Raw genomic sequence first — 25,165 nt, 5'->3', positions numbered from 1 at the left:
TTAATCAACCTGTCTTGTAAATGTGCACTCTACTGCGGGGGTATTCTGCGTATATTCGAGCGTTGTAACACTGGTAAACTTAATGCTTTGTCTGATGGTTTTTTCGTTATTGGGGTCAATACAGCGGCTCATTTTTAAGCTGTTATCAACACCATCACTTTTGTATTTATACGAGCTAGTTACAAAACAAAAATTTGGCTTTTTAGTTGTACGGGTGCCGTTGTGTAAACTTTCAAACGCAATATGCTCGCCTAATTTAAAACCCGCGTCTGGGTAAACTGGGTTAATTAAACTCAACTGACTATCCACACACAGTGGGGAGTTAGCAGTTACCACCTGGTAATCACCAAGCATTGTTTTTAATAACGGTATAAAACGGCTTTTATTACTCGGCGCAGCCAATGCAGATGCACTAATAAAGGTTGTCGAAATTAAAAAACAAAGTAAGGTTTTCATTAAGTGGGCGTATCCTCGTAATAAGTAACGTGCGGCGCTAACTTTTATAACTATAACAGAGATTTAATCTAAAAAAAGGACGCAGCACTTAGCATTATGTAATGCAGTGTTGTAGTTATGTTTTACGAGTAATAAAACAAAGTGGTTTATTTACTAAATAAATAAACCACTAAGAGTGACTTTACTGCCAGTATTTTGCAAATAATTGCGGATAGCTTTGTTTTAAAAACTTGGGTTTGTCTTTAAAGCGTTTACCTGCAGGTTGCTCGCCTGAGGGTACAAAAGGTAATTCGTCGTCGTTGCGCTCTTCAAATAATAAACCGGCTATTAAGTCGTATTCATCAATATAAGGGTAAGGTTGCTCATTTAAATAATACACAGGGGAGCACTGTGCAAGTGAGTCGGCATTGCTTAATGCGTTATTAAATACCGTCTCCCCGCGGGAGATGAGCCAGCACCTAAATTCGCTAAAACCGTATTCATCGTTACAGCCAGCCATAACAAATGCGGCACCAAATAAATCCCAGGTAAAACATTTGCGCATGTGAATACCAAAAAATTTATCAAAAGCAATGAGCTGCTCGTCAGTTAAATCGCTCAATTTAGCTTTTAAGTTGTCGCTTACGCTTTGTGGGTCGAGCCCTAACTCAGGCGTGGTCACTAAATCCCAAAATTCCTGCTCTGTTAACGCTGTCATTATAAAATCTCTTTTACTCGGCCGACTTGACCATCTTCTAGGCGTACTTTAATACCATGCGGGTGATTAGGTGATTTCGTTAATAAACGCTCAACTACACCTTGAGTTAATGTGCCGCTGCGTTGATCTTCTTTTAATACAATATTTACGGTTGTACCTGGTGTGATTTGCGAACGCGATGGAACAGCCATGCTTTACATCCTAAAAATAATTTTGGTAATTATAACGTCCATAGCTAGGCAAACCAATGTTAATCAACTAAAAACGCTATTTGCTTAGCCGCTACCAGTAAGCTTATTTTGCTAAGCTCAGCGTTAATAATATCGACTAGCTGAGAAAAATGCGCTTCGGTGTCGTTATAGGCTATATCATCTTCAAAATAGCAGCTTATTTTTAGTGACTTTGCTTCATTTTTTAAATCAATGGTGTGAGTTAAATAAGCAAAACCATCATGAGTCGCTTTTATTTGCTCACAGGCGTTGGTGAGGGCTTGGCGTATTTGTTTATCGCGCAATTTTTGTGTTTTAGTCATAAATTATTGTGTTTGTTCACTTTGCTGTTTTTTATACTCTTCAAAATTTTTATCTTGATTTTCAAGGCACTCGTAATACTCTTTATCGGCTTTATAATTACATTCATCTAAACGTGCTGATTGAATTTCGTGAAAGCGAGCGTCGGAGCTACACCCTGCAAGTACCGAAAATCCCACAAACAGCAATGCGCTTTTAGTTATTTGACTGATTAACATTAGAATTCCTTACACTTTCGTTATCGAAAGCAACAATATTATTGTATATTAGCGTCATAAAAACCTGACTTTGCATAGGACCCATAATTATGATGTCGCAGTTACAAAAGCTGTTTCAGCGTATAGACAAAAGCAAGATATTTCAATCATTTGTTATAGCTGTCATTGTTGTTTCTGCCCTCACCGTAGGTGCTCATACATATTCTCTTCACCCCACTGTAGAATTCATTCTAAATTGGATGGATGTAGGGATCACAGCTTTCTTTTTAATCGAACTCATTATTCGCTTTATTGCAAGTAAAGGAATAAAAGACTTCTTTTCAAAGGGCTGGAATATATTCGATACCATTATTGTACTTGGCAGCTTATACCCAGCTGCAGGATCAACTATGTTACTTGCCCGATTGCTGCGTATATTTAGGGTACTGCGTTTAGTATCTATGATCCCAGAGCTGCGTTTGCTTGTAAATTCGTTGCTTAAAGCCATTCCGCAAATGGGCTATATAGCACTGCTTATGTTTGTTATTTTTTATATTTACGCAGCCATGGGCAGTATGATGTTTGCCGATATTAACCCGGTACTTTGGCAAGATGTATCCATTTCAATGTTAACGCTATTTAGGATAGCTACCTTTGAAGATTGGACCGACATTATGTACGAAACCATGGCGGTGTACGAGCTAAGCTGGATTTACTACCTCACGTTTATCTTTTTAACTGCGTTTGTGTTTTTAAACATGATGGTAGGTGCCATTTTAGAAGTAATGAGCGAGGAGCATCGTAATGCCCGTGAGCTAAAAGCGGATAATAACTCACTTCCTGCAACGCAAGGACAAGTGGTTGAACTACAAGCGCAAATAGCTGAGCTAAAAACGTTATTAAGTAAAACCTCAGATATTACCAACTCCAATAAATAGCTGATCTATTTTACTTGCTAAAACTTAAAAAGCCCTTTGTATTGAGTTAATACAAAGGGCTTTTAGTTACTCACCTTGTTGTTCTTGCGTGCTTTCAAACGAAATAACATTATCAACCTTCATTTTAAAAGCTTCAAAAAACGCATTTTTTAATACAGAAACCACGGCTTCAAAAGTAGATACATCAGCGTTATCTAATTGCCCATCTATGGGCACCCGAGCAGCCACCAGCTTTGACTCATCGTTTTCTAATAGCGAGCTGAGTAAATCAATACTGCCTTCAAAAATAGCGGTAAATAGACCGTCATCATCTTTTTCTATATCTTCGCGCCACGAAAAAACACTTAAATCGTGCACACCCGCTTTTACATATCCATTTAAGTTATTATTGTTAGCGGCCAATTCCATTGCGCCATCTATTCCGCCGGCTTCAATGTCAAATGGGGTATACACTTTAAAAACAGTTTCGAGATTTTTAACCGAAAAACGCTGCACTTCAACATTAAAATCAAAATTAGCTTCATCACTAAAGGGGTCCAATTTACCATTTAAAGACAGCTTAGCTTCGCCCATTAGCTGCCCTTCTACTTTTAAACTCGTAACTAAAGTTTTAGAGAGGTTTTGTGCATTGGTAATATTGTTAATGTTAGCGTTTATATTTGATACGTAAGTAGGCTGCTCTCCTTCGCTGGTGGCGTTAACTAAGGTTACTTTACCATTGTCTATACGTAGCGTATCAATTGAAAAAGGCACGAGATCATTAGCAAGGCCTACCCACGTGGTTTCATCTTTCACCTGTTGATTTTGTTCAGCGGTAGTTGGGTCTTTATCGTAAATAACAATTTCTGGGCGGGTAAAAGCCATGTTGGTGACAAAATTACCGTTTAATAAAGCAGACCACGCAAGCGAAAAATCAAGTGTATCAATAGACAGTAACGGCTTAGGCATCTGCGTGGCATCTACCGCGTAAATTTCTACCTCATCAACAGCGTAAGCGCCTCGGTATAAGTACAAATCAACATCACCCACATGCCCTGTTATGCCTTGAGTTTGTTCAAGCTGCTGATTTACATAATATTGAACCGCATAAGGGGCTAAAGCTCTGAGTAAAATTAACCCCAAGGCTATCACCACTAAAGCATAAAACCATTTTTTGCGTGTATTTTTAAAAGTAGAAGCCATTATCTATCCTTATGTGAAGGCTTAGCATCTCGGCATAAGTAAAAAATACCTGCATAAGTGAATTAAGTACTCACAAAACAGCGAAAACCGAGCGAATAAAGGTGTAATAGATTAGTACGAGCAAAAGCTATACCAAAAAATGCAATGAGCCGAGTTAAGCAAGCTTACTGAGCCTTTCATATACTCATTAATTTTATAACTGCTCCGACAGAGCATAGGGGATGGCAATATTAATATTTATTACGTTTTTCCTAGGTATTAATGAAGCACAAACTTATACGCTTTATATACAGTGCATTTATATACAGCGCGTTACAGCATCATTGAGCAAGCGTTGTAAATAGCAAAACGAAAGCTAAGCACGAAGGAAAAAATAAAGTAGCGTATGCAGTGCCGCTTAACTAAAAAAGGGGTTAGCAATATGCTAACCCCTTTTAAATACATACTTTTAAATGCAGAAATTATTCACCGTCTACAATGATGCGAAGCATACGACGAAGTGGCTCTGCAGCGCCCCATAACAGCTGATCGCCCACGGTAAATGCGCTAATGTATTTAGGACCCATGGCTAATTTACGAATACGACCAACAGGAATACTTAAAGTACCTGTTACTTTAACTGGGGTTAAGTCAGTTGCACTAATTTCGCGCTCATTAGGGATAACTTTAACCCACTCGTTATGCGAAGCTAAAATTTCTTCAATTTTTTCTACGCTAATGTCTTCACGTAATTTAATGGTCATTGCTTGGCTATGACAACGCATTGCACCAATACGTACACATAAACCATCAATTGGCACAGGCTGTTTAGAAGAGCCTAAAATTTTGTTCGCTTCAACCTGAGCTTTCCACTCTTCTTTAGACTGGCCACTTGGCATTGGCACGTCAATCCAAGGAATTAAGCTACCGGCTAGCGGCACGCCAAATTGGTCTTGTGGTAAATCGCTTGAAGCCATTTTTTCGCTCACTATTTTATCAATTTCTAAAATAGCTGAACTTGGATTATCTAGTTGCTCGGCAACACTTGAATGAATAGCGCCCATTTGTGCAATAAGCTCTTTCATATTACGAGCGCCGGCACCAGAGGCCGCTTGGTAAGTCATTGGGCTTACCCACTCAATTAGGTCTTGCTCAAACAAACCACCTAAAGCAAGTAGCATTAACGATACGGTACAGTTACCACCTACAAAAGTTTTTACGCCTTGCTCTAAACCTTGTTCAATGACATCTTTATTTACAGGGTCAAGTACAATAATGCTGTCATCAACCATACGAAGGGCAGAAGCTGCATCAATCCAGTAACCATCCCAACCCGATTCGCGTAATTTAGGGTAAACCGCTTTGGTATAATCACCACCTTGACAGGTAACAATAATATCCATTTTAGCAAGTTCATTTACATCACTTGCATCTAATAACGGTTTTGCGTCGCCAGCAATATCAGGGCCGAGTTGCCCAGCTTGTGAGGTGGTGAAAAAGGTGGTGTCGATATGTGCAAAATCACTTTGCTGTTGCATACGTTCTAATAACACAGAGCCAACCATGCCACGCCAACCGACTAATCCTACTTTTTTCATTGTTTTTTCCACTGTTTGATTCATAAAAGATGCCTTAATACATTAAAAATTAAAATTCATTGCGTGAGAATTAATTTTTATTAAAACCAATCATATTAAGTTATTAATCATTTATAGCGGCAAATTAATAGCGAGATAACAAGCCATAAATTTTTATATGTAGCTGTTCTGCATCAAAAATTTATAACGCCTTTAGCGCTTTATTTAGCACACTAGAATGACTAGATATTTAAGTTGATTAGTATAAAGCTAACCTAACACCCCAAGCGCCCTAAAACTAGTGAATAAAGCGAAACTTAAATATTTTTCATAGTCATAAAAAAGCCCTGTATTAAATACAGGGCTAGTCGGTAGTTAGGTTTTATTATATCCCCCTTCCTTGGGAAGAAAATTAAAACTCGTAGCTGTAACTTAAATCAAACGTTACACCTTGCTCTTTTGAGCGCACTATAATGTCTGATTGTGTTACCTCTTGATCTTCATCGAGTAAGTTTTTAACTTTAAACTTAATCTTAGAATTAAAATCAGGGTAATAAGTATAAACTAAATCAAGTGAGTGAAATGGCTGCTCATACGCGTCATCTCTATTAGCAACACCCGCTGCTAAAATTCGCTCACCAAATACGTTATAAACTAAAGAACTGCTGTGCATGCCATCTAACGAATCGTAGTTTAATTGTAAATTAACTACATATTCAGAGTGGCCAGTCATACGTTTTTTAGGATTAGTTAATGTACCCGCCAGTGCTGGGTCAATAGACGCTTCAGAATCACTTAATGTGATATTACCGCTAGTAAATAGGCCTTCACTTACAAATGTTAAGTCTTGTAGCCATTCAGCTTCAATACCATAAACTTCTGCTGTTTCACCATTTATAAACGATGCTGAGTAATCTTCATCACCAATGTTTAAAACCGTTTCAATTGGCGCAGTAATATCTTTATAAAACGCCGCTACGCTAAATGAATTACCGGCTTGTCCGTAATATTCATAACGTAAGTCGTAGTTTTTAATTGGGCTACTTTTCATACCTGTACGACCAAACGTTCTAATGTCGGTCAAAGGGTCATAATACGTAACAGGCACTACTTCACGAAAATCAGGGCGTACCACTGTTTCACCATAACCTAAGCGCACTTGGTAATCATCGCCACCTACATAGGTAACAGACAGTGCCGGATACCAATCATCGGTAATAACAGAGCCTGCTTGAATTTTATCTGGATCGTAAAAGGTATTTAAATCGTCTTCATCAAAAATAAGGCTCGATGTACCGATAGAAGATTGTTTAAATTCTTCATAACGAATACCACCGCTTATTCTTATCCATTGATCATAAAACACATCGAAAGACGCATAACCTGCATCCACCTTTTGCGCAGCAATGTAATCATCGGCATCAGGTGCTGTTGGCTCATTAAAGTCAACTAACACAGCGTTATTATCAATAAAGTCGTCAGTTAAAAAACCACTATTATTAAGCGCATCAGTGCTACCGTCGTTTATTGAAATACCTGAGCCACCACTATTGTTTATAGCAAAGCTTGAGGTATTAAATATTCGGGCTCTGTCAGAAAAATCGTAACCCACTTTAAACTCAACTTCCATAGACTCAAAGCTAAGCGGCAGCGTTAAGTTACCACCGTACGACTTAACACGCTCTTCCATATTGGTGTATGACATAATTACACGGTTATCATCCCCTGTAATAGTTGAGCCGGCATAGCTGCCATCACTATTGTAAGAGTCACGAAACTCAAAATCGGCACTGGTAGGTATATCAGTCGTTGCTTTAGCTTCGGTGTACTGCCAATCGGCACCAATACCAAAATAATCTAAAAAGGTATGTTGGCCCATAACTTGAGTAATGTTTAATTGGCGTTCTTCGTAATTAAACTCATGATTACGGTTTGCAATCCCATCACCTGCAATACTAAACGTAGAACTCCCCGCAGGACTTTGCGAAATAGCAATTTCAGACTCATCTTCATTATCAATAATGTAAAGCTGTTGAGCAGAAATACTGTGCGTACCTAAACGGTATGACAAGCTTAATGAACCGTTATAACTTTCGGTTTCAGTTGTCACTTGCGAATTTTTGACTGTGTTGTAACACGAGTTACTCACATCTTCACTGGTCGCTAACGACGTTGTACAATCAACATTGCCTTCTTCGTTTTCTAAATCTTGGGTGATAACTGAGCTAAAGCGTTCTTCAAAATCCCATTCGTTTTTGTAAGCACCTGCCAGTAAAAACCCAACCTTGCCGCCAAAATAGCTCTCTTCAAAGCTATCACCATAATGGGCTTTAATATTATAACGCGGGTCTAACGACTCTTCTTTTAACTCATAATCGCGAGGAAGCGACTTTAAAAGTGCGTTATTAACAGCGGTTGCTTGTTCTGCACGCGTTAAATCGCCATCTTCAAAGCCTTCACTACTAACAATATTGCCAATACTAAAATCACCACGGTATGTTGAAATAGCCTGCGATAACTCACTTGGAATGCCATTTTCGTTACGATTGTAGGTAAAGCCATCACTTGATGCCGTATCGTAACCTGCACCCACTTCAATGCCTGCTGTAAATTCACTCGGTGCGGTTTTAGTTCTAATATCTATATTACCGCCACCAAACGCTGCTGGCATGTCTGGAGAGTAAGCTTTTTGAACAGCCATACTTTCAATAATACTTGCAGGGAAAATATCAAGCGGAATAACGTTACGGGTTAAATCTGGGCTTGGGATGTAAGCGCCATTTAAACGCGCACTAGAGTAACGCTCACCTAGGCCCCTAACGTAAATAAACTTACCATCAACAAGCGTTAGGCCTGTCACTCGACGAAGCGCAGATGCTGCATCGCTGTCGCCCGTGCGTGATAATTGTTCAGAGCCTAAAATATCGGCAACAAAGGCTTGGTTTTTACGTTCTTCTACAACTGCCGCAGCGCTCCCTTGTAAACGCGTACCTACAGCAACAACTTCTTCTATTTCTTGTTCGTTTGTTAACTGTTCATCGGCTTGTGCAGCAATTAAGCTAGTCGAATGAGCGACTAAACCTAAACCAATTGCCCAAGTAATTTGATTGAGTCTATGCTTTTTAGACATGAGATAATCCTAATCAGGTTATACAAAAGAGGCGCCTGACGCTTAAATAACAAGCCACAAGGCGCCTTTAATCAGAGGTTATAATGGTGTGCTATTTAGTCAGCATTTGCTGCTGTAACAGCCGCTTCAACCCATTTATACCAGCTAGAGTCTGTATCCTGATCCGATACCGCACCAATGTAGTTTACGCTTTCAAAAAATGAATCGCTTGTGCTTAAGTCTGTTGCAGTAACCGTTACTTCTGCAGCTGCTGTGTTCGTTGCAAAACCGTTATCTGCAAGTACTGCAACATCATCAGTTAAGATTTGGTTAGCACCATCATTTTCAAACCACGCTGTTTTTGTTTGACCTTCTAATGGGCCGCTTGCAAACGTATCTGTATCAGTAAAGTTTGCAGAACACGCCATTACAGAGCTTGTGAATGAGATTTTATCTGCTTGTGCTTCACCGTCGCCTGAGAACTCAATACATTGCGTGTTAGTTGCGTTTTGCTTAACGATAACAGTGTTGTAAATGCTTGAATTAAATTGGTCATCAAACTTGTAAGCTTGTGAAGGGTCGTCATCACGTACCGAGTTACCATCTGTAGTTACAACCGTTACATTGGCAACCGTTGGGTTAGATGGAGACACTTGCTCGGTAGAAGAACCTTTAACACCATCAGACTCAAAGCCATTGTTACCCATGTTAACTACAGTGCCGTCGTTTAGTGTTACAGTACCGTGTTGAATAAATAAGTACTGAGCTTTACCTTGCCAACCTGCGTCAAAGTCAAACGAATCATCTTGTGTATCTGTTACCGCTACGTGTTTTAGCGTTGTAGCACCACCAAAAATTTCAATACCGTCATCAAAACCTTGGTGAATGTGTAGGTAATCAAACTCAGAACCAGAGCCAACTGCATTTAGTGTTAGTGAATTCAAATCATCGCCTTCACCACCAACGCGAGGGCCTGAACCTGCGTACCAAATTTTAGCCCATTTAATATTACCGCTAGAGTCTGCATTATCGTTACCACCAAAGTAGCTTGTAATACCTTCAGAGGCTACGTTACACGTACCACCGTCACGCTCTGCATCAGTACATTGGTCAGTAATGCCGTTACCATTAATGATGATACCGCCCCAATCTGCGTAGCGTGCGCCTTCGCCTGCTGTATCAAAACGGTCAAACGCATTTGCAGAAGTAAATACAACCGGCTTTTCTTCAGTACCTACCGCTTGAATTTTTGCACCACGTGCAATGCGTACAATTGCTTCACCTGAGCCAAATGCTAAAACGGCACCTGGTTCAACAGTCATTGTTGGACCATTTGATGGTACTTCAAAGCCATCTACAGTGCTGCCATCTTCGCCAATTTGTAATGCATCTTCAAAAACGTGAACACCGCCATCAGGTAGCTCAGCGAAAGTAATGTTGCTTGTGATAGAAATTGTTTTGCTTGCAAACGAGTCGTTGTATAAACAATCAATGCCACTTACTACGCCTGTTACCGTACCTGCATCTGATTCGTAGCTTGCACAAACAGCTTCTTCTTCAGTTGTTGAACCAGTTGTATTGTTTGAATTATTAACACTGTTATCTGTTGACGAGCTGTTATCGTTTACAGTAGGTGTAATTTCGATATCGCCGCCACAGCCAGCTAGTGTCATTGCAGTTGCTACTAGGCTGACCTTAAATAAATCAGATAATTTCATTGTTCACTCCGTTAAAGTATTTAATTATTTTGTTAGTGCATTAAGTAAAAACTTAAGTCACTTTAAGGCACGATACTCATGCATTAAGGTGACCTGAGTTATCGGATGCAAATAAGATACTGTAGAGATATGACAAACCAGTTACAGTTTAGTAACCATAAGATGACAATAGTAATTAATTTAAATTCAACGACTTAAATATTTTAACAACGAAAAAAACCGCCCTAAGGCGGTTTTGGTGTTGCGATTATGAAATAGGTAAACGCTTTATTATTTGTAAAATAGCGTTAGGGTATAAAGTTAAAGTAACGCGGCTTTAAGTGTTTGCGCATGCACTTTTTCACGCTTAACATATTTAATCCACTGCTTTGCTAAACGTTGTGATTTATCATGCTTTTGGGCTTGTTCAAACGCTAAAATAGACGCATCAAAATTTTGCATATTGTACTGTGCCATACCTAGCGCAACGTAAGCGTTTGATTCAAAATCAAGGCCGCCTTTATCAAGCGCCTTACGCGCAGCATCAGCCGCTTCTTCGTATTGCTCAGTGTTAACAAACACTTCTGCTAGGCGTTGATCGTACATACCATGCTCTGATAGGTCAGCCGCTTTTGCAAAGTAGCTAATCGATTTTTCATCTTCTTTAGCTTGGATCATGGCCTCTGCAATAAAGGCATAGTTTTTCGCTGATTTTTCTACAATGCCTTTTTCTATCGCATCACTCATTGTTTTAGCTGCTTTGTATGCCAGGCCGTTATAAAGGTAAGTTTGCGATAATTGTCTTAAATCAGACTTGGTTTTTAAAAAGCCTTGTTGATACGCCGCTTCGATTACTGCTAGTTGCTCTTTTTCTTTGCCGGTTTCTCCGTACATACCAGCTAGCTGAACCCAATACTCTGGTTTATTGTAAAGTTTAACCATGCGCTCAAGCACTGCAACTACTTTATCTGTTTGATTAAGTGAGTAATACATAGCGCGCTGTAGTACCAGCCAGTTTTCTTTAGGGGTTTTACCTTCGCTGTCGCTAAGAGCAATAACTTGATTAATGTACTCAAGCCCCTTTGGGTATTCTTTTAACTGGTAGTAAGTTTGCGCTCTAAGTAAGTAATACCCTTCTGTAATAGGTTTGGTATTTATTTCATCCCACTTATCTAAAAACGCGATAACTTTTTTATACTCGCCGTTGGCCATTGCAAGCTGCGCTAGGCTAAACGTGGTACTTAAACGTAATGATTCAGGAATAGCCTCCTCGGCTACCACTTTTTCAAACGAGGCTATGGCTTTTGGTAAATCATTTTCGTTGTAATAAATAAAGCCATAAAAGTTATGCATCATGGCAATTTCGTACGAGTTCATACTTGAAGCTCGCTCTTGAATGCTATCAAGTGCTTCAAGGCCGCCTTTTACATCGCCATCATCAGCGAGCTTTTGCGCACGAGCAAGCTGGCTATAAACCTTTTCGCGCAGTGCGGGTACACGCTTTGTTTTTTGCTCTTGCTCTGCATGGGCAGTTGCTACGTTTAGCCCCGGCACAAGGCTTAGCGTACTTGGCACAACAATACTTGCACTGATCGCGGCAGTGCAAAATAATGCCAGTTTTAAATTTTTAGCTGTAGGTAGTAATTTCATAATCGCCTCGCTATTTCATCCAATTAAGATAAGTTAACCATTAATTTGGAAAGATATTTTGTTTTGAACACCCGCCACTTCAACGGCTTCACCATTTACTACGCGCGGTTTATATTTAAATTTAAGTGCGGCATCCATCGCTGCTCTATCAAACAGTGACTCAGGAACCGCTTTTACTACTTGCGGGTCACGTACAGTACCTTGCTTAGTTACTGTAAATTCAACAATTACATAGCCTTCAATACCACGCGACAAAGCACGACGTGGATACACTGGAGCTACTTTTACAATGGGTAGGTATTCACCATCACTTGTTTCAAGCGCTAAGCCACCCGCTAGGTCAACGTCGCTGCCTACATCCGCACCAAAATCAAAATTATTACTGGCCGCGTTTGCATCATTATTTTGAATTTGCGGCGACTCCATAGGCGGTGGTGGCTCTTTTGGTGTAGGTGGCTTTTGCGGTTTACGCTCTTTCTTTTGTACCGTTTCTTCTTTTTTCAAACGTACAAAGTCTAAAACGTTTCCTTTTACTGGCTCCGACATGGCACCTTCACCACCGGTGATCAGTGCCTGCATGCCTAAAAACAGCATAAAGGTCACTACACCCGCTACTATTAATGCTACTAAATATCGCAACATGGCTAACCCTTAAGACGCATCTTGTGCAGCAATTGAAACATCAAACGCACCTGCAGCACGCGACGCATCCATTACTTTGATTAACATATCAGTGGTGGCTTTTTTATCAGCTTGAATAACCACGCTCCCTTGTGGGTTTTCTGCTTTTAAGCGTTCGATATTGGCTTGCACTGCACGTACATCGATTTTACGTTTATTAATCCAAATCTCGCCTGTATCAGAAATAGCCACTAAAATATTAGCGCGTTCTTTTTTAACCGCTGTTGCGGCTTCTGGGCGGTTTACATCAATACCGGCTTCTTTAACAAACGAGGCGGTAACGATGAAGAAAATAAGCATGATAAATACAACGTCTAACATTGGGGTCATGTTAATTTCTTCTGCTTCGTCTTCTTGTAATAGGTTTCCTAACGGGGCTCTCATTTTTATTCTCCTAGGATGAGCGACTCTATAAGCCGCTTATCAAAATGTTACTTAATGGTCTAAAACCATGCTGTCTTCAAGTAGTTCAACTTCGCGCTTGGCTCTGCGCTGTAAAAACGTAGAGGCAAATACACCAGAAAGTGCACCAACCATACCTGCCATGGTTGGAATAGTTGCTTTAGAAACACCTGATGCCATAGAGCGCGCACTACCCGTACCGGTAATTGCCATTACATCAAATACTTCAATCATTCCCGTTACTGTGCCTAACAGGCCAAGTAGCGGACACAATGCAACCATTACATTTATCAGTGCTAAGTTGGTGTCTAAACGCATTGAAGCACGTGAAATCATCGCCTGGCGTATTTGCTCAGCATTCCAGCTATTGCGCTCTGCACGGTTTTTCCACTGCGCTTTTACGTTTTGCTTGTAACTACGAAAACCTTTGAAAAAATAAATAAATCGCTCGAGTATCAATAACCACATCGCGAAGATTAACACCCCGATGACCAAGAGGACTTGGCCACCAGTGTCGAGAAAATCACGGATAGCATTGATTGAGTCAATCAATAGCACCATGGTTTATGCTCCCTTCTCGCTTCGCTGTGCGATAATACCTGCGCTTTGCTCTTGAATAGTAAGCAAAATGTTTTTAGCGCGTGTATTAAGTAGGGTGTATAAAAATACCGTAGGAATTGCCACAACTAAGCCTAGCACCGTTGTTACCAATGCTTGCGAAATACCACCAGCCATTAGTTTAGGGTCACCTGTACCAAATAATGTGATTGCTTGGAAGGTGTTGATCATACCGGTTACTGTACCTAGTAAACCTAGCAGCGGCGCCACCACCGAGATGATTTTAATAAGCGTTAAATTACGCGTTACTTTTGGCATTTCACGTAAAATAGCTTCGCTTAATTTAAGCTCTAATGTGTCGTGGGCAACATCAGGGAATTGATCTTTAACTTTCATTACGCGGCCAAGTGGGTTGTCATCCCGTGCTACATCATCTTTAAGTTGACGACGAATTTTACCGCCCATAATCAGTAATGAGAAAAAACGTTCAAGTGAGATAAGTAAAGCAATAACACCTACACCTAAAATAACGTAACCGACTGTGCCACCTTGGTGTACGCGCTCTTCGGTATCTGGTGCTTGCACTAATAAACCTAAAATTGAGCCACCCGTTGGGTCAAGTGCAAACTGCACAACACCATTTTTTGCATTTTGTAACTCTTCTGCAGTTGCAGTAAAACGTGCTACAGGCTGGCGATTTAACTCGCTTAAGGTATTTGTTACTGGGTTAAATTCTAGGTATTTACCGTTAGAGATTAAGTTAAAAGCACCTACACGTACCACTTCTTGCTGTGCTTTTTCACCACCTTGTACAATTACATCGGTAGTAAAGCGGCTTACTTTACCTTGCTCTGTCATTTCGCGTTGTAGCTCAAACCATACTTTTTCAATATCTTCGATAGAGGCAAGCTTTGAAGTAGAGCCCATTTTTTGTGCTAGCTCATCCATAAATGTGCTACGACCCGCAATTTCAGCTGATACCACAGAGGTAGCGAACTTATTGCTAGAATCACCAGCAACTTGCTGAAGCACACCAAATAGCTCTTTTAGAGAACCCATTCGTTTAGACAGTGTATCTGTTAAGTTAGCAAGTTTAATTTCGTTTTCTTCAAACTGTGTTTCTAAGCGCTCAGACTCAGCAAGCATTTGATTACGTTTTGCTTGTGTGTTGTTAAGCATTTGCACTTGTTCGTTTTGGCGCGCCATAAATTCTTGTTCGCGTTGCTTGTTTTGCGCGCTTTGAGCCGATTTGCCTTCTTCAAGTGTTTTTAATAGTGAGTCTAAGTCCATAGGCTCAGCTGCCACACTTGCGCCTGCAAAGCTTAGGCTTGCAGCAAAAAGGGCCATTTTTGTCATTTGAGTAAACAGTTTCATCTTCAACCTCTTATTCTGCTGCGTGTACTGGCAGAGTTAACATATCTGGGGCAAGTTGCTTACGTGCGATACGTAAACCTTTGTTGATTTGGCTAATTGTTGAGTCTGGTAAAGTAACAAACGATTTTGTTTCTTCATCCCAGCTACCAGCTTGCTTACCATCACGTGTTAAATAAATAAGCTCTAAGCGGCCAATGCGTAAAAAGTCTACTTCACGCTCTTTACCGTCTACCGTTAACAGTGAGGTGTAGGCTTCAATAGTGCGTCCATAATCAACTTCTACTTGGTATGCTTCTAATACGCGGCGGAATTTTTCGCTTGAGTTAATATCTGCACGGTCCATCATGGCGTTTAAAGAGCTAATACGCTTAGTGCGCTCTTCTTGCAAAAATGGCACATCAAGTGCTACAAATTGCTCAAGCCCTTCAATCATGCGCAGCATTAGTGGTGTGATCTGACGCTCAATAATAGAGACCTGATCCATTGAAAGGTTAAGTGACTCCATTTCTTCAATTTGGTTATTTAACTGTTTAGTTAATTGCGCGTTATAAACAGTTAAACCATCAATTTCTTTATTAAGGGTTTTAAACTGTTGAAGACGTCCTTGCATTGAATCAGCAATCTTGTCTATTTTTGTTTGTGATTGCGCAGCTGATTTATTTATTTCACTGCTTTTATCGATAACCTTTTCTAAATCATTGGCATGTACTGCAGCACTTGCTGCTACAATACCAGCTAAGATCAATGGTTTAACGCCTTTCATCGCATACACCTTTACTCGTTAATTAGCGGATTTGCTAGTTTGTTGTTTTAGCCTAAACTGACTTGTTTTAGGCTAAAGATTTTCAATGAGTGAAATTGTATAGATGAATAATGACAGGCATGTTGCGCAAAAAAGTCTATTTTGTTACAGCTGTAACATTTGCGTCTTATATCGGAGTGTTTATATGCAAAGCGTGTATTAAAGCAGCAAATACACGCATTTTGGCTAGTTGTTAAGCTAATAAAGCGCTAATTGTGTTTAGTGTTTGCTGGTGATCGGTGTAATTTATTTTAATTGCAATGGCTTTATTATCAGTTATTAATACTAACGAAGGAAAGCCTTGTATTGGCAAGCTTGCACTAAATGCTAACTCCTCATGTAATTTTTGATTCAAAGCCTCAGAGCAAAGTTCCTCGGTAAACTGTTGTTTATCTATGCCTATTTTTTCAGCTAAGGTAATTAGAGTACTTTCATCAGATGGGTTTTGAGCATGTAGATAATAAGCATGTTGAATTGCCTCTATCATTTGTGGCTCTTTATTATGCGCTCTGGCAATAATCGCCGCTCTGCAGGCTGGGTAAGTAGAGCGCCTTGGCTGACAAACCTGCCAAAAATCAAAATTAAACTGTGTGCCCAACATCGCACTAATTTTATGCCACGTGCTTTGGAGCATGGCGCGCATATTTTCTGGCATGGGCTCTTGGCTATCTGGAGCAAGCCCCCCTACTTTGTATTCTATAGTCAGCTGCGAAGCTAATGCGGCTTTTAGTTTTAACCACGTCGGTTTATATCCCCAGCACCAACTGCACATAGGGTCGTGTACATATATAAGTTTAGTTTGAGTCATAGTGTTCCTGTGTGATTTGATACAACTTTGTTACGCCCTTGCTCTTTAGCTAGGTACAGGTATTCGTCTGCTTGTTTAAGTGCACGGCTGTAATGATCCACATCATCAACCTGTGCCACCCCAATACTACAGGTAATAAATACCCGTTTATTATCGCTGGTTAAAATAGCTTGTTTTGCGACACATTGTCTAAAATCATCGGCTAATTTTATAGCCACTGGGGCTGTTTCTTTAGGTAAAATCACCACAAACTCTTCGCCTCCATAACGGGCTTTAACTGCGGAGTTTGGAAATTGTGAATCAAGTAATTTGGTAAATTCTATCAACACTGTATCGCCAAAATCATGACCATAGGTGTCGTTTAGTCGTTTAAAATAATCTAAATCAAGTAATAAAATAGAAAACGGCAGGTAGTTTTCGGGCGTTTTAGCGGCTAATTTTAAAAAGTGAGCGGTGATGAAACGCCTGTTCGCGCCACCCGTTAACTGATCTGTATAAGCATCTTGCGTTTGCGCAAGGGTTATATCAGCAATTGCCAGGTGACTTTTATGCCTGAAATATTCACCTATAAACGAAAAAATAAACACCAGTGTAAAAGAGGCTAAAAAACGAGACTTTTCAATACTGCCATAGTTAACTTGGCCAAAATCAGGCCCGTATAAAATAATACTGCAGCACAGTAATAAGCATAAGCCAAGCCTGCAGCCATGCTTTACACCTAAAGAGGCAAAACACACTACAGGGTAAAACATTAGCCAATAAAGCGCGGTATTTTCTTTTCCGCCGGTATACGTAAGGGCCACACACATAATAAACACTATACACATACTTATAAGTGCAACCATTTCAAGCTTGGCTGTTTTTATAAAATAAAAAGTGCCGCTAATAAGGGTAATATCAACCGCGATTAACGACGCGGTAAGAATAGGCGAATACACCGTGTAGTTAAACACCACCAACATAGAGATAACAATAATAGCAATGGCTATCATGGTGAATAGTGAAAATGCTTGGCGCTGTTTATCCGAGCTATACACCTTATCTATGTTAATAAGGCTTAACCAACTTTGTCCTGTAATCGATTTTTTTGGCATATTTTAAACTCTAAACTTTTGAACCATTTGCTCTAAATCACTAAATTGTTGTTTAAGTTTAGTACATTCATTGAGGGTGTTTTTTAAATTTTCTTGGCTTTGTACCGATAACTCACTCATGCTTGTAATGTCTGCGTCGAGCACTTTAACAAGGTCGTTTTGCTCAACAGTGGCATTGGCAACACTATGATTAGCATTGCTAATTTGTTTTATTGACTCTATTATTTGGCCCATTAACACGCTCACACCTTCAGCGTGCTCTACGCTTTTTTCACTGTCTTGAATGCTTGTTTTCATCAGCTCTACCGCTTGGTTTGAGCCTCTTTGTAATTGCCCTACGGTATCTTCAATCTCTTGGGTTGATTGCTGAGTACGATGAGCTAACTGGCGTACCTCATCAGCAACAACAGCAAAACCGCGCCCAGCTTCGCCTGCTCTTGCAGCTTCAATTGCCGCATTTAATGCAAGTAAGTTGGTTTGCTCGCTCACACCTTTTATCACCTCAAGCACTTGCCCAATGCTAATTGTATGCGCGTTAAGGCTATTAATAGTGTGTTGCGCTTGTTCCATATTGGCTGATAACTGATGAATACTATTAACGCTGTGCAATAAGGTTTGCTGGTTTTGTGTTGAATGCTCATCTGCATTTTTAGCAATTACAGAAGCGTCACTGGCGTTATTAGCAATAGCCATAGCCGATTGTGAAAAATTATTAACCGCCATGGCAACACTATCAGTACGTTTTGTTTGGTCATGGTGCATGGCTAGTGAAGAATGTGTCTGCGACACCACGCTGGCTATTACGCTATCGAGTTGTTCGGTCGTTAATTTAACGTGTTCTATAGAGTGCTGAATTTTTTCAATAAAAATGTTAAACGAGTGACTAATTTGGCCAAACTCATCATTGTTTTCAACCTTTAAACGTTTGGTTAAATCGCCTTCGCCTTTTGCAATATCTTCTAGTGCATCATTTAGGCGCGCCATAGGTTGCATTAAGTAACGCAGTAAAAATTGCATAAACACAATAATGGCCACAATTCCCACTAACATATAAATAAGCGCGTTAATACCAAAACGAGACACCTCTGCATAGGCTTGGTTTTTATCAATAACGACACCTAAATACCAGTCAACATTGTCTATGCCACGTATTTTAGTAAACGATATCAACTGCGGCTCACCCGCTATATCATATTGTGTAAATTCACTATTAAGCGCGGTAGGTTGGCCAAATAATTCGGCGGTGTTTTTTAAATTAAGTTCGCTATTAGGATGGCTCAGCACTTGGCCATTTTTATCTACTAAAAAAGCATACCCTAACCCTAAAAAATCAATATCGTTAATTATTTCAGTTACTGTGTGCATGTCTATATCTGCACCCGCTACACCACTAAAGCGGCCATTGCTTTGAATGGGCACAACGGCAGATATAGTCAGCTCGTTGGTGGTTACATCAATATACGGGGTGGTAAATGCGGTATAGCTTTTATTTTCAACTAACTTATACCAAGGGCGCGAGGTGGCATCAAAATCAGAGGGCAATACAATGCTTTGATCGTTAAGTATAAATAAACCACTTGGTTTACCTATATACGTATTTTTAAAGCCACCAGCGTATTTAGCAGTATTAAGCTGGGCAAGGGTTAACTGTTTTGGATCACTGTTTTTGTGAGTTTGCGCAATCGATTTTACTATGGTGAGTTTGGCGTTAAGCCAGCTTGCAATGTTTTGTGAGGTAGATTCTGAATTTTGCTTAAGGACTAAATCGAGCTGCTGTTGCGTTTGGTTTCGCATGGCGATGTAATTATTTATAGCAAATAAACCCAGTACAATAACCAGTACCATAGATGCTGCAATAGTCACTTTTGAGGTGAATTTAAGTGAGTTAAGCATGACTGCCCTTTTTTATTTTTTTGTTATTAATTATATTTTTAGCAAAAATTTAAAGGTATGTCGTCGTTAATGAGGTAGATAAGCAGGTTATGTACTTAAAATAAGAATAAAGAACCAGCTCTGTTCGGTATATAGTTGTAACGACTCTATTTTTTTAAAAAACAAGCCATCGTTTGGAACGTTCCTATAAAATGGTAATAAAAAAGCGACTGAATACGTATTCAGTCGCTTTTTCATCGGGGAGTATTTACCACTTTTTAGCTAAACGAACCACGTTTAAGCCATACCAAGCAATAAATACATAACATACTAGCGGAACAAAAAAGCTTTGCTGAATATTAACAACATCAGCAATGTAACCTTGTAATAAAGGCACCAAGGCACCCCCTACTATTGCCAAACACAACCAACCAGAACCTTTACTAGTTAATGAGCCTAAGCGCTCTATCGCTACAGAAAATATAGTCGGGAACATAATTGAGTTAAATAAACCAATGGCCAATACCGCGTACAGGGCTACATTGCCCTGCGTAAATATAGTCACAAGTAACAAGGCAATTACCATGCAGGCATTAAATGCCAATGCTTTAGATGGCGCTATTTTTTGTAGCGCAGCAGAGCCAATAAAGCGGCCAACCATTGCTCCGCCCCAATAGTAGCTGATCAGTGCAGCAGCAGTGTGCTCTTCAAGCCCAGCTATATGTGCTTCACCAAAAAAGTTAACTAAAAAACTACCTATAGCTACTTCACCACCGACATAACAAAATATAGCAAATACGCCCATTGTTAAATGAGGTGCCTGTGTTAGTGAGCGAGTTTCATTAACCGGGTTATTTTCTTCTTTATGGCCCTCTATTTCAGGAAGCTTAATAAAGGCAAATACGATAGCAATAATAAGTAAGGCCGCTGCTAACATTAAATAAGGTACTTTTACAGATTCAGCAGTAGCAGCACTTGCCGCTAATGTACCTGCGGTACCAAAAAACAGGATACCCCCAACATACGGGCCTACTGTTGTCCCTAAGGCATTAAGTGCTTGCGCTAAATTTAGCCTAGATGAGGCGGTTTTTTCTGGCCCTAAAGCAGCTACATACGGGTTCGCAGAAACCTGCAAAACAGTTACACCAGCAGCCAATACAAATAAAGCACCTAAAAACAACCAGTATTCATGCACCACCACCGCAGGGTAGAACAACATACAGCCAATTGAGGCAACCACTAGGCCAGTGAGTATGCCTTTTTTATAACCTAATTGTTTAACCAAAATTCCAGCTGGAATAGAGACAATAAAATAGGCGCCAAAAAAGCAAAACTGTACGAGCATTGCTTCAAAGTAAGTTAGGTCAAAAACGCCTTTCAGACGAGGGATTAGTACGTCGTTTAAAACGGTAATAAAACCCCATAAAAAAAACAGTGTGGTCATTGCAGTCAGCGGTAACAGGTAATTTTTATTTTGTTGCTCTTTGACCGCAAATGATTGATTGGTATTTATTTCACTCACGTCATTTTCACTCCATTAACAAGTTGAAAATGATTTTACACGTTTGCGACATAATATAAGTACAAAATAATTGGAACGTTACAATTAATCACATTCATTTAATAAGGCCTGTTTCATCCTTTGGGTTTCGCCGCTATTTTTAAATTTGTATAAAGCTGTATTAATATCTTCTAAAACAGTGAGCCAGTTTGGTGTTTTTTTACTTATCGCAAAATATAAAGGGTTATATTGAATTACCTTACTTTCTGGCTCTACGGCACTGAGTAAAGCGCGTTTTTCATTTTCCGCTAAAGAGGCATACTTTACAGAGTAAGTTAGCACTTCAGGGTCACCTATAATTAAATCTACACGTCCTGCAGCGAGTAATTTTACAAGTTGTAAATCGTCTACGGCATGAATAATAATAAACTCATTATTATCCATCATAGCATCAAACTCAGGGGTGTTTTGGTACCCTCTTACAACACCAATACGCGAGCCTTTAAGCGACTTTAAATTGCCATTGAACCTGTTGGGCTCGCCTTTGCGTTTTAAAAAACCGATATTGCCGCCCGAAAACGAATTTGAAAGGCCAAGTAATTTTCGACGAGTATGATTTGGTACGTAATCAGAAGGGGCTGTATCTTCAATAAAGTACTCTGGCAATAAAATATCCGCTTTGCCTAGTTCAACGGCTCTAACAGCTCTAGCCCAGGGTACAAATTCAATATAAATATTATAGCCAGCACTGTTAAATGTAGATACCGCAAATTGGTATACCCACCCTTTGTTACAAAGTTTGTTCCCAATGTAAGGCGGCCAATCTTCGGTTACCACATGGATAGTGCCTTTACTGTTAGGCGCGCTAAATAGGTAACCCGATTTATAGCGCTCGCCTATTACAGTGTGACGAGTATCATCTTGCATGTAGGTCACAGGAACCTCAGCAAAACAATAAGATGAAAAGAGTATGAGGATTAAAAATAAACGCATAATTAAATTTCATTTACAATATGTTCCTAAAGTGTAGAACTTAGTACATAAAGTAAAAGAAATTTTAATTAAAATTACAGCAGTGGGTGCTTAAGCTTTTACCCACTTCATTTTATTATTGGTATCGCGAGAATTAATAATAGTTGAGTCGCTGCTCTCCACCCCGCCAAGTTTGGCTAAACGGTCGTAAAGTACCACATTACAGGTGGCCGCAAGGTTCATACAACCAATTGTAGGTACGTAAACCACTTCATCGCACCATTTTAAAACCTCTTTTGGTACTGAGCCGTCTTCTGGCCCAAATACATAAAATGCGTTTTCAGGGTGTTTAAAATCAGGTAACGCCGTGGCGCCTTCAATCAGCTCAATAACCACAACCTTTGCGCCTTCAGGTTTTACACTGAGTAGGTTATCTGTGCCGGTAAGTGCAATACGCTCAACAACATTTTTAGTATCGGTATGAAACTTTTTAGCATTTAAGTAGCGACTACCGGTAAAAAATACTTGTTTAGCGTCATAGCAACCCGCGGCACGTAAAACGCCGCCAACATTTGTCGGGCTTTTTGGGTTAATTAAACCTATTACAGCCTTAAACTCGCTCATTAGTCGCAATCCTTTGTTGGCCACTCAGCAATGTATAAATCAAAGTCATCGAGCTTTACGTCACAGTCTTTTACGGTTTTATCTTTAACAGAAATACCAAGCGCATGCATTTGGGTTTTGTCACCCTGATTTAATAGCGGATGCCAAGAGGCTAAACCTCGCCCCTCGTGAAGACGGCGATAACTACAGCTTTGCGGCATAAAAAAGATATCTTTAAGGTTGGCTTTGGTCAGTTTAACGCAAGAAGGGACTAGCGTTTGGCGGTTTTCGTATTCGCTACAACCACAGGTATTGTTATCAAGATATTGGCAAACAATATTGGTGAAAATAAGCTCTTCGCCTTCACGTAGTTGATCGGTGGCGGTAAATTCATCTTCATCTTCACTGTCAATAAAGGTATTTAAACAGCATTTTCCGCAACCATCACAAATCGCTTCCCATTCGTTTTGGTTCATATTGGCTAAGCTTTTTTTAAGCCAAAACTGTGTATTTGCTAACTCTTGATCAAACATAATTTACTCGCGCCCCTAAAGAGCGCGCATTCTAACGTATTGCTACAGCGTGCGCAAAGCCCGTGCCTTTATTTGTACGGGCTTTGCGCATTTTGCTATTTACTGGCAGTAACCCAACGTTTAATTTTTTCCTCTAAAATAGGCATCGGCAAGGCACCATCAATCAATATTTGCGTATGAAACGCTTTAATATCAAACTTATCACCTAACTCTTTTTTAGAGTAGTCACGTAATTGTTGAATTTTAAATTGCCCCAATTTGTACGAAAGAGCTTGGCCAGGCCATGCAATATAACGCTCAACTTCTGCTATCACATCGCTTTTAGCCATTGACGAATTTGCCAGCATGTAATCGATACCTTGCTTTCGAGTCCAGCCTTTTGCATGAAAGCCAGTATCAAGCACTAAGCGCATTGCTCTAAGTTGCTCATCGGCCAAACGCCCATACCACATATAAGGGTCGGTAAATAAGCCCAGCTCTTTTCCTAGGCTTTCTGCGTACAACGCCCAGCCCTCTGCAAATACCGTGTAGCCGCCAAACTTTCTAAAATCTGGAAGGCCATCTATTTCTTGCTGTAAAGCAATTTGAAAGTGGTGACCTGGCGCGGCTTCGTGTATAGAGAGTGTTTCTAATAAAAATTTTGGCTGCGCTTTAAGGTTATAAGTATTGATGTAAAAAATACCTGGTCGAGAGCCATCAGGTGCCGGCGCTGCATAAGATGCACCCGCTGCAGATTGGGCTCGGTAAGGTTCAACCGCTTTTACAACATAAGGGGCTTTAGGCGCAACATCGAACAGTAAAGGGACGCGCGCATCTATTTTTTGTTTTATATCTTCATATGCTGCAATTAATGCCTCTGGCGTATCGTAATAAAATTGGTCCGAATCACGTAAGTGCTGAAAAAATTCATCCAAAGTGCCGTTAAAACCTACCTCGTGTTTTACTTTTTTCATCTGGCTTAAAATACGCGAAACTTCACTTAAACCAATCTCATGTATTTCATCTGCAGAAAGGCTCAACGTGGTATTTTTTTTAATTTGATATTCATACCAAGCTTTACCATTAGGCAAGTCACTATAACCTACCGTTTCTCGGCTTTGAGGAATGTATTGATTGGCTAAAAAGTCGCTCATACTTTTATATGCAGGCACTAATTGCTGCATAATAAGTGCTTTATATTGCGCCGTTATTTGCTGCTTTTGCTGTGCAGTAAATGAGGCTGGTAAGTTTTTAATTGGCCCCCAAAATAACGAATCCTCTGCATTTTTAACCACATGCGCAGCAAATTGTGGCTGAAGCTTTTTAGCTAATGGTTTTGGTAAGGTAATGCCCGCTTTAATCCCTTTCGCCATCGCGCGCTCTACACTGCTGAGCCACGAAATAAAGCCTTCGCTTCGTTTTATAAAATTATTGTAACCTTCTACGGTATTAAATGGCTGCGCACTTTGTCCCGAGCCAAAACCTGCAAAGGTATTATGCGCTCCCGCCATTTGGTTAATAGGCAGCATATAGCTTGGAAATTGCATTCCCTCTAAATTAAGTGCTAGGTCTCTTTGTAATATTTCATAGCTGAGTAACGCTTGCCCTGTTAACTGCGACTTATCAATAAGTGTTAAACGTTGTTGATACTTTTTGTAAAACGCGGCTTTTTTTGCCCTATTCTTTTGGGTAATAGCGGGGGTATACTTATCATTAAATTCACTGCGACCACTATAAGTTGCATTAATAGGTTTAAAGCTGAGTAACTCGTTGTAGTACTGTGCTACAAGTACATCTAATTGCTGCTCATAAGAGAGCTCTGAAACAATAGCTGCAGGTGCGGTTGACGTGTTTAGCTGTGCACTATTGCCAGTGTTATTACTGGTTTGTGTGTTCATACAGCCACTTAAAGCAAACATAACGCCACTGGCAACTAAGGCTAATTTAATTGATTTCATGGTAATCCTTTTTAGT

General features: G+C 39.9%; 24 protein-coding genes. 1 reads left to right on the top strand and 23 read right to left on the bottom strand.

The window, feature by feature from the left end:
• From MSC25_RS12435 to MSC25_RS12415, 5 genes are all read right to left on the bottom strand, one after another.
• Positions 1-456, bottom strand: a complete 456-nt coding sequence (locus tag MSC25_RS12435; protein ID WP_248443589.1) for a hypothetical protein — start codon at positions 454-456, stop codon at positions 1-3.
• A gap of 181 nt (positions 457-637) precedes the next feature.
• Entirely contained in the window at positions 638-1,153 is a 516-nt protein-coding gene (locus tag MSC25_RS12430; RefSeq protein WP_096043004.1) for a DUF4240 domain-containing protein, read from the bottom strand.
• Positions 1,153-1,344: a YwbE family protein gene (locus MSC25_RS12425; RefSeq protein ID WP_004586332.1), complete on the bottom strand. Its 192-nt coding sequence runs from the start codon at positions 1,342-1,344 to the stop codon at positions 1,153-1,155. The genes MSC25_RS12430 and MSC25_RS12425 overlap by 1 nt, the downstream gene beginning before the upstream one ends.
• Positions 1,345-1,403: 59 nt before the next feature.
• Positions 1,404-1,685, bottom strand: coding sequence for a hypothetical protein (locus tag MSC25_RS12420; protein WP_248443587.1), 282 nt, complete (start codon positions 1,683-1,685; stop codon positions 1,404-1,406).
• Between the two features lie 3 nt (positions 1,686-1,688).
• Positions 1,689-1,901, bottom strand: coding sequence for a hypothetical protein (locus tag MSC25_RS12415; protein WP_004586334.1), 213 nt, complete (start codon positions 1,899-1,901; stop codon positions 1,689-1,691).
• An 89-nt stretch (positions 1,902-1,990) separates the two neighbouring features.
• Between MSC25_RS12415 and MSC25_RS12410 the strand changes: the two genes are divergently transcribed.
• Entirely contained in the window at positions 1,991-2,818 is an 828-nt protein-coding gene (locus MSC25_RS12410) for an ion transporter (RefSeq protein WP_004586335.1), read from the top strand.
• Positions 2,819-2,884: 66 nt separating this feature from the next.
• On the opposite strand, the gene MSC25_RS12405 is transcribed toward MSC25_RS12410, so the two are convergent.
• The 18 genes from MSC25_RS12405 to MSC25_RS12320 form a co-directional block, all read right to left on the bottom strand.
• Positions 2,885-4,000, bottom strand: a complete 1,116-nt coding sequence (locus tag MSC25_RS12405) for a DUF748 domain-containing protein (RefSeq protein WP_248443586.1) — start codon at positions 3,998-4,000, stop codon at positions 2,885-2,887.
• Positions 4,001-4,461: 461 nt separating this feature from the next.
• Positions 4,462-5,601: an aspartate-semialdehyde dehydrogenase gene (asd, locus tag MSC25_RS12400; protein ID WP_039972138.1), complete on the bottom strand. Its 1,140-nt coding sequence runs from the start codon at positions 5,599-5,601 to the stop codon at positions 4,462-4,464.
• Positions 5,602-5,968: 367 nt separating this feature from the next.
• A complete protein-coding gene (locus MSC25_RS12395) occupies positions 5,969-8,686 on the bottom strand; it encodes a TonB-dependent receptor plug domain-containing protein (RefSeq protein WP_248443584.1) in 2,718 nt (905 codons plus the stop codon).
• Positions 8,687-8,781: 95 nt separating this feature from the next.
• On the bottom strand, positions 8,782-10,383 hold the full coding sequence (locus tag MSC25_RS12390; RefSeq protein WP_121638538.1) for a hypothetical protein: 1,602 nt from the start codon (positions 10,381-10,383) through the stop codon (positions 8,782-8,784).
• A 300-nt stretch (positions 10,384-10,683) separates the two neighbouring features.
• Entirely contained in the window at positions 10,684-12,012 is a 1,329-nt protein-coding gene (locus tag MSC25_RS12385; RefSeq protein WP_248443583.1) for a CDC27 family protein, read from the bottom strand.
• A 33-nt stretch (positions 12,013-12,045) separates the two neighbouring features.
• Entirely contained in the window at positions 12,046-12,651 is a 606-nt protein-coding gene (locus tag MSC25_RS12380) for an energy transducer TonB (protein ID WP_248443652.1), read from the bottom strand.
• Between the two features lie 12 nt (positions 12,652-12,663).
• The gene (locus MSC25_RS12375; RefSeq protein ID WP_121638536.1) at positions 12,664-13,077 is read right to left on the bottom strand and encodes a biopolymer transporter ExbD; all 414 of its coding nucleotides are present in this window, start codon (positions 13,075-13,077) and stop codon (positions 12,664-12,666) included.
• Positions 13,078-13,128: 51 nt separating this feature from the next.
• On the bottom strand, positions 13,129-13,656 hold the full coding sequence (locus MSC25_RS12370) for a MotA/TolQ/ExbB proton channel family protein (protein WP_029772985.1): 528 nt from the start codon (positions 13,654-13,656) through the stop codon (positions 13,129-13,131).
• Between the two features lie 3 nt (positions 13,657-13,659).
• A complete protein-coding gene (locus MSC25_RS12365) occupies positions 13,660-15,027 on the bottom strand; it encodes a MotA/TolQ/ExbB proton channel family protein (protein WP_064387264.1) in 1,368 nt (455 codons plus the stop codon).
• Positions 15,028-15,037: 10 nt separating this feature from the next.
• Positions 15,038-15,790, bottom strand: a complete 753-nt coding sequence (locus MSC25_RS12360; protein WP_004586345.1) for a DUF3450 domain-containing protein — start codon at positions 15,788-15,790, stop codon at positions 15,038-15,040.
• Between the two features lie 232 nt (positions 15,791-16,022).
• On the bottom strand, positions 16,023-16,637 hold the full coding sequence (locus MSC25_RS12355; RefSeq protein WP_024031704.1) for a DsbA family protein: 615 nt from the start codon (positions 16,635-16,637) through the stop codon (positions 16,023-16,025).
• Complete coding sequence (locus MSC25_RS12350; protein WP_248443581.1) at positions 16,634-17,731, bottom strand: GGDEF domain-containing protein; 1,098 nt, start codon at positions 17,729-17,731, stop codon at positions 16,634-16,636. The genes MSC25_RS12355 and MSC25_RS12350 overlap by 4 nt, the downstream gene beginning before the upstream one ends.
• A 3-nt stretch (positions 17,732-17,734) precedes the next feature.
• The gene (locus MSC25_RS12345; protein WP_248443580.1) at positions 17,735-19,624 is read right to left on the bottom strand and encodes a methyl-accepting chemotaxis protein; all 1,890 of its coding nucleotides are present in this window, start codon (positions 19,622-19,624) and stop codon (positions 17,735-17,737) included.
• Positions 19,625-19,871: 247 nt separating this feature from the next.
• Positions 19,872-21,125 (bottom strand): sugar MFS transporter, encoded by a 1,254-nt coding sequence (locus tag MSC25_RS12340; RefSeq protein WP_248443578.1) that lies wholly within the window; start codon positions 21,123-21,125, stop codon positions 19,872-19,874.
• An 84-nt stretch (positions 21,126-21,209) separates the two neighbouring features.
• Positions 21,210-22,097: a transporter substrate-binding domain-containing protein gene (locus MSC25_RS12335; RefSeq protein WP_039972139.1), complete on the bottom strand. Its 888-nt coding sequence runs from the start codon at positions 22,095-22,097 to the stop codon at positions 21,210-21,212.
• A gap of 90 nt (positions 22,098-22,187) precedes the next feature.
• Positions 22,188-22,700: an RNA methyltransferase gene (locus MSC25_RS12330; protein WP_126008849.1), complete on the bottom strand. Its 513-nt coding sequence runs from the start codon at positions 22,698-22,700 to the stop codon at positions 22,188-22,190.
• Positions 22,700-23,212 (bottom strand): YcgN family cysteine cluster protein, encoded by a 513-nt coding sequence (locus MSC25_RS12325; RefSeq protein WP_248443576.1) that lies wholly within the window; start codon positions 23,210-23,212, stop codon positions 22,700-22,702. The genes MSC25_RS12330 and MSC25_RS12325 overlap by 1 nt, the downstream gene beginning before the upstream one ends.
• Positions 23,213-23,307: 95 nt before the next feature.
• Entirely contained in the window at positions 23,308-25,149 is a 1,842-nt protein-coding gene (locus MSC25_RS12320; RefSeq protein ID WP_248443575.1) for a DUF885 domain-containing protein, read from the bottom strand.
• Positions 25,150-25,165: the final 16 nt, after the last annotated feature.

This window comes from Pseudoalteromonas sp. 1CM17D (genome assembly GCF_023161805.1).
Lineage (GTDB): Bacteria > Pseudomonadota > Gammaproteobacteria > Enterobacterales > Alteromonadaceae > Pseudoalteromonas > Pseudoalteromonas atlantica.
The sequence above is the reverse complement of the archived record's forward strand: the minus strand, read 5'-3'. Positions and strand labels throughout refer to the sequence as shown.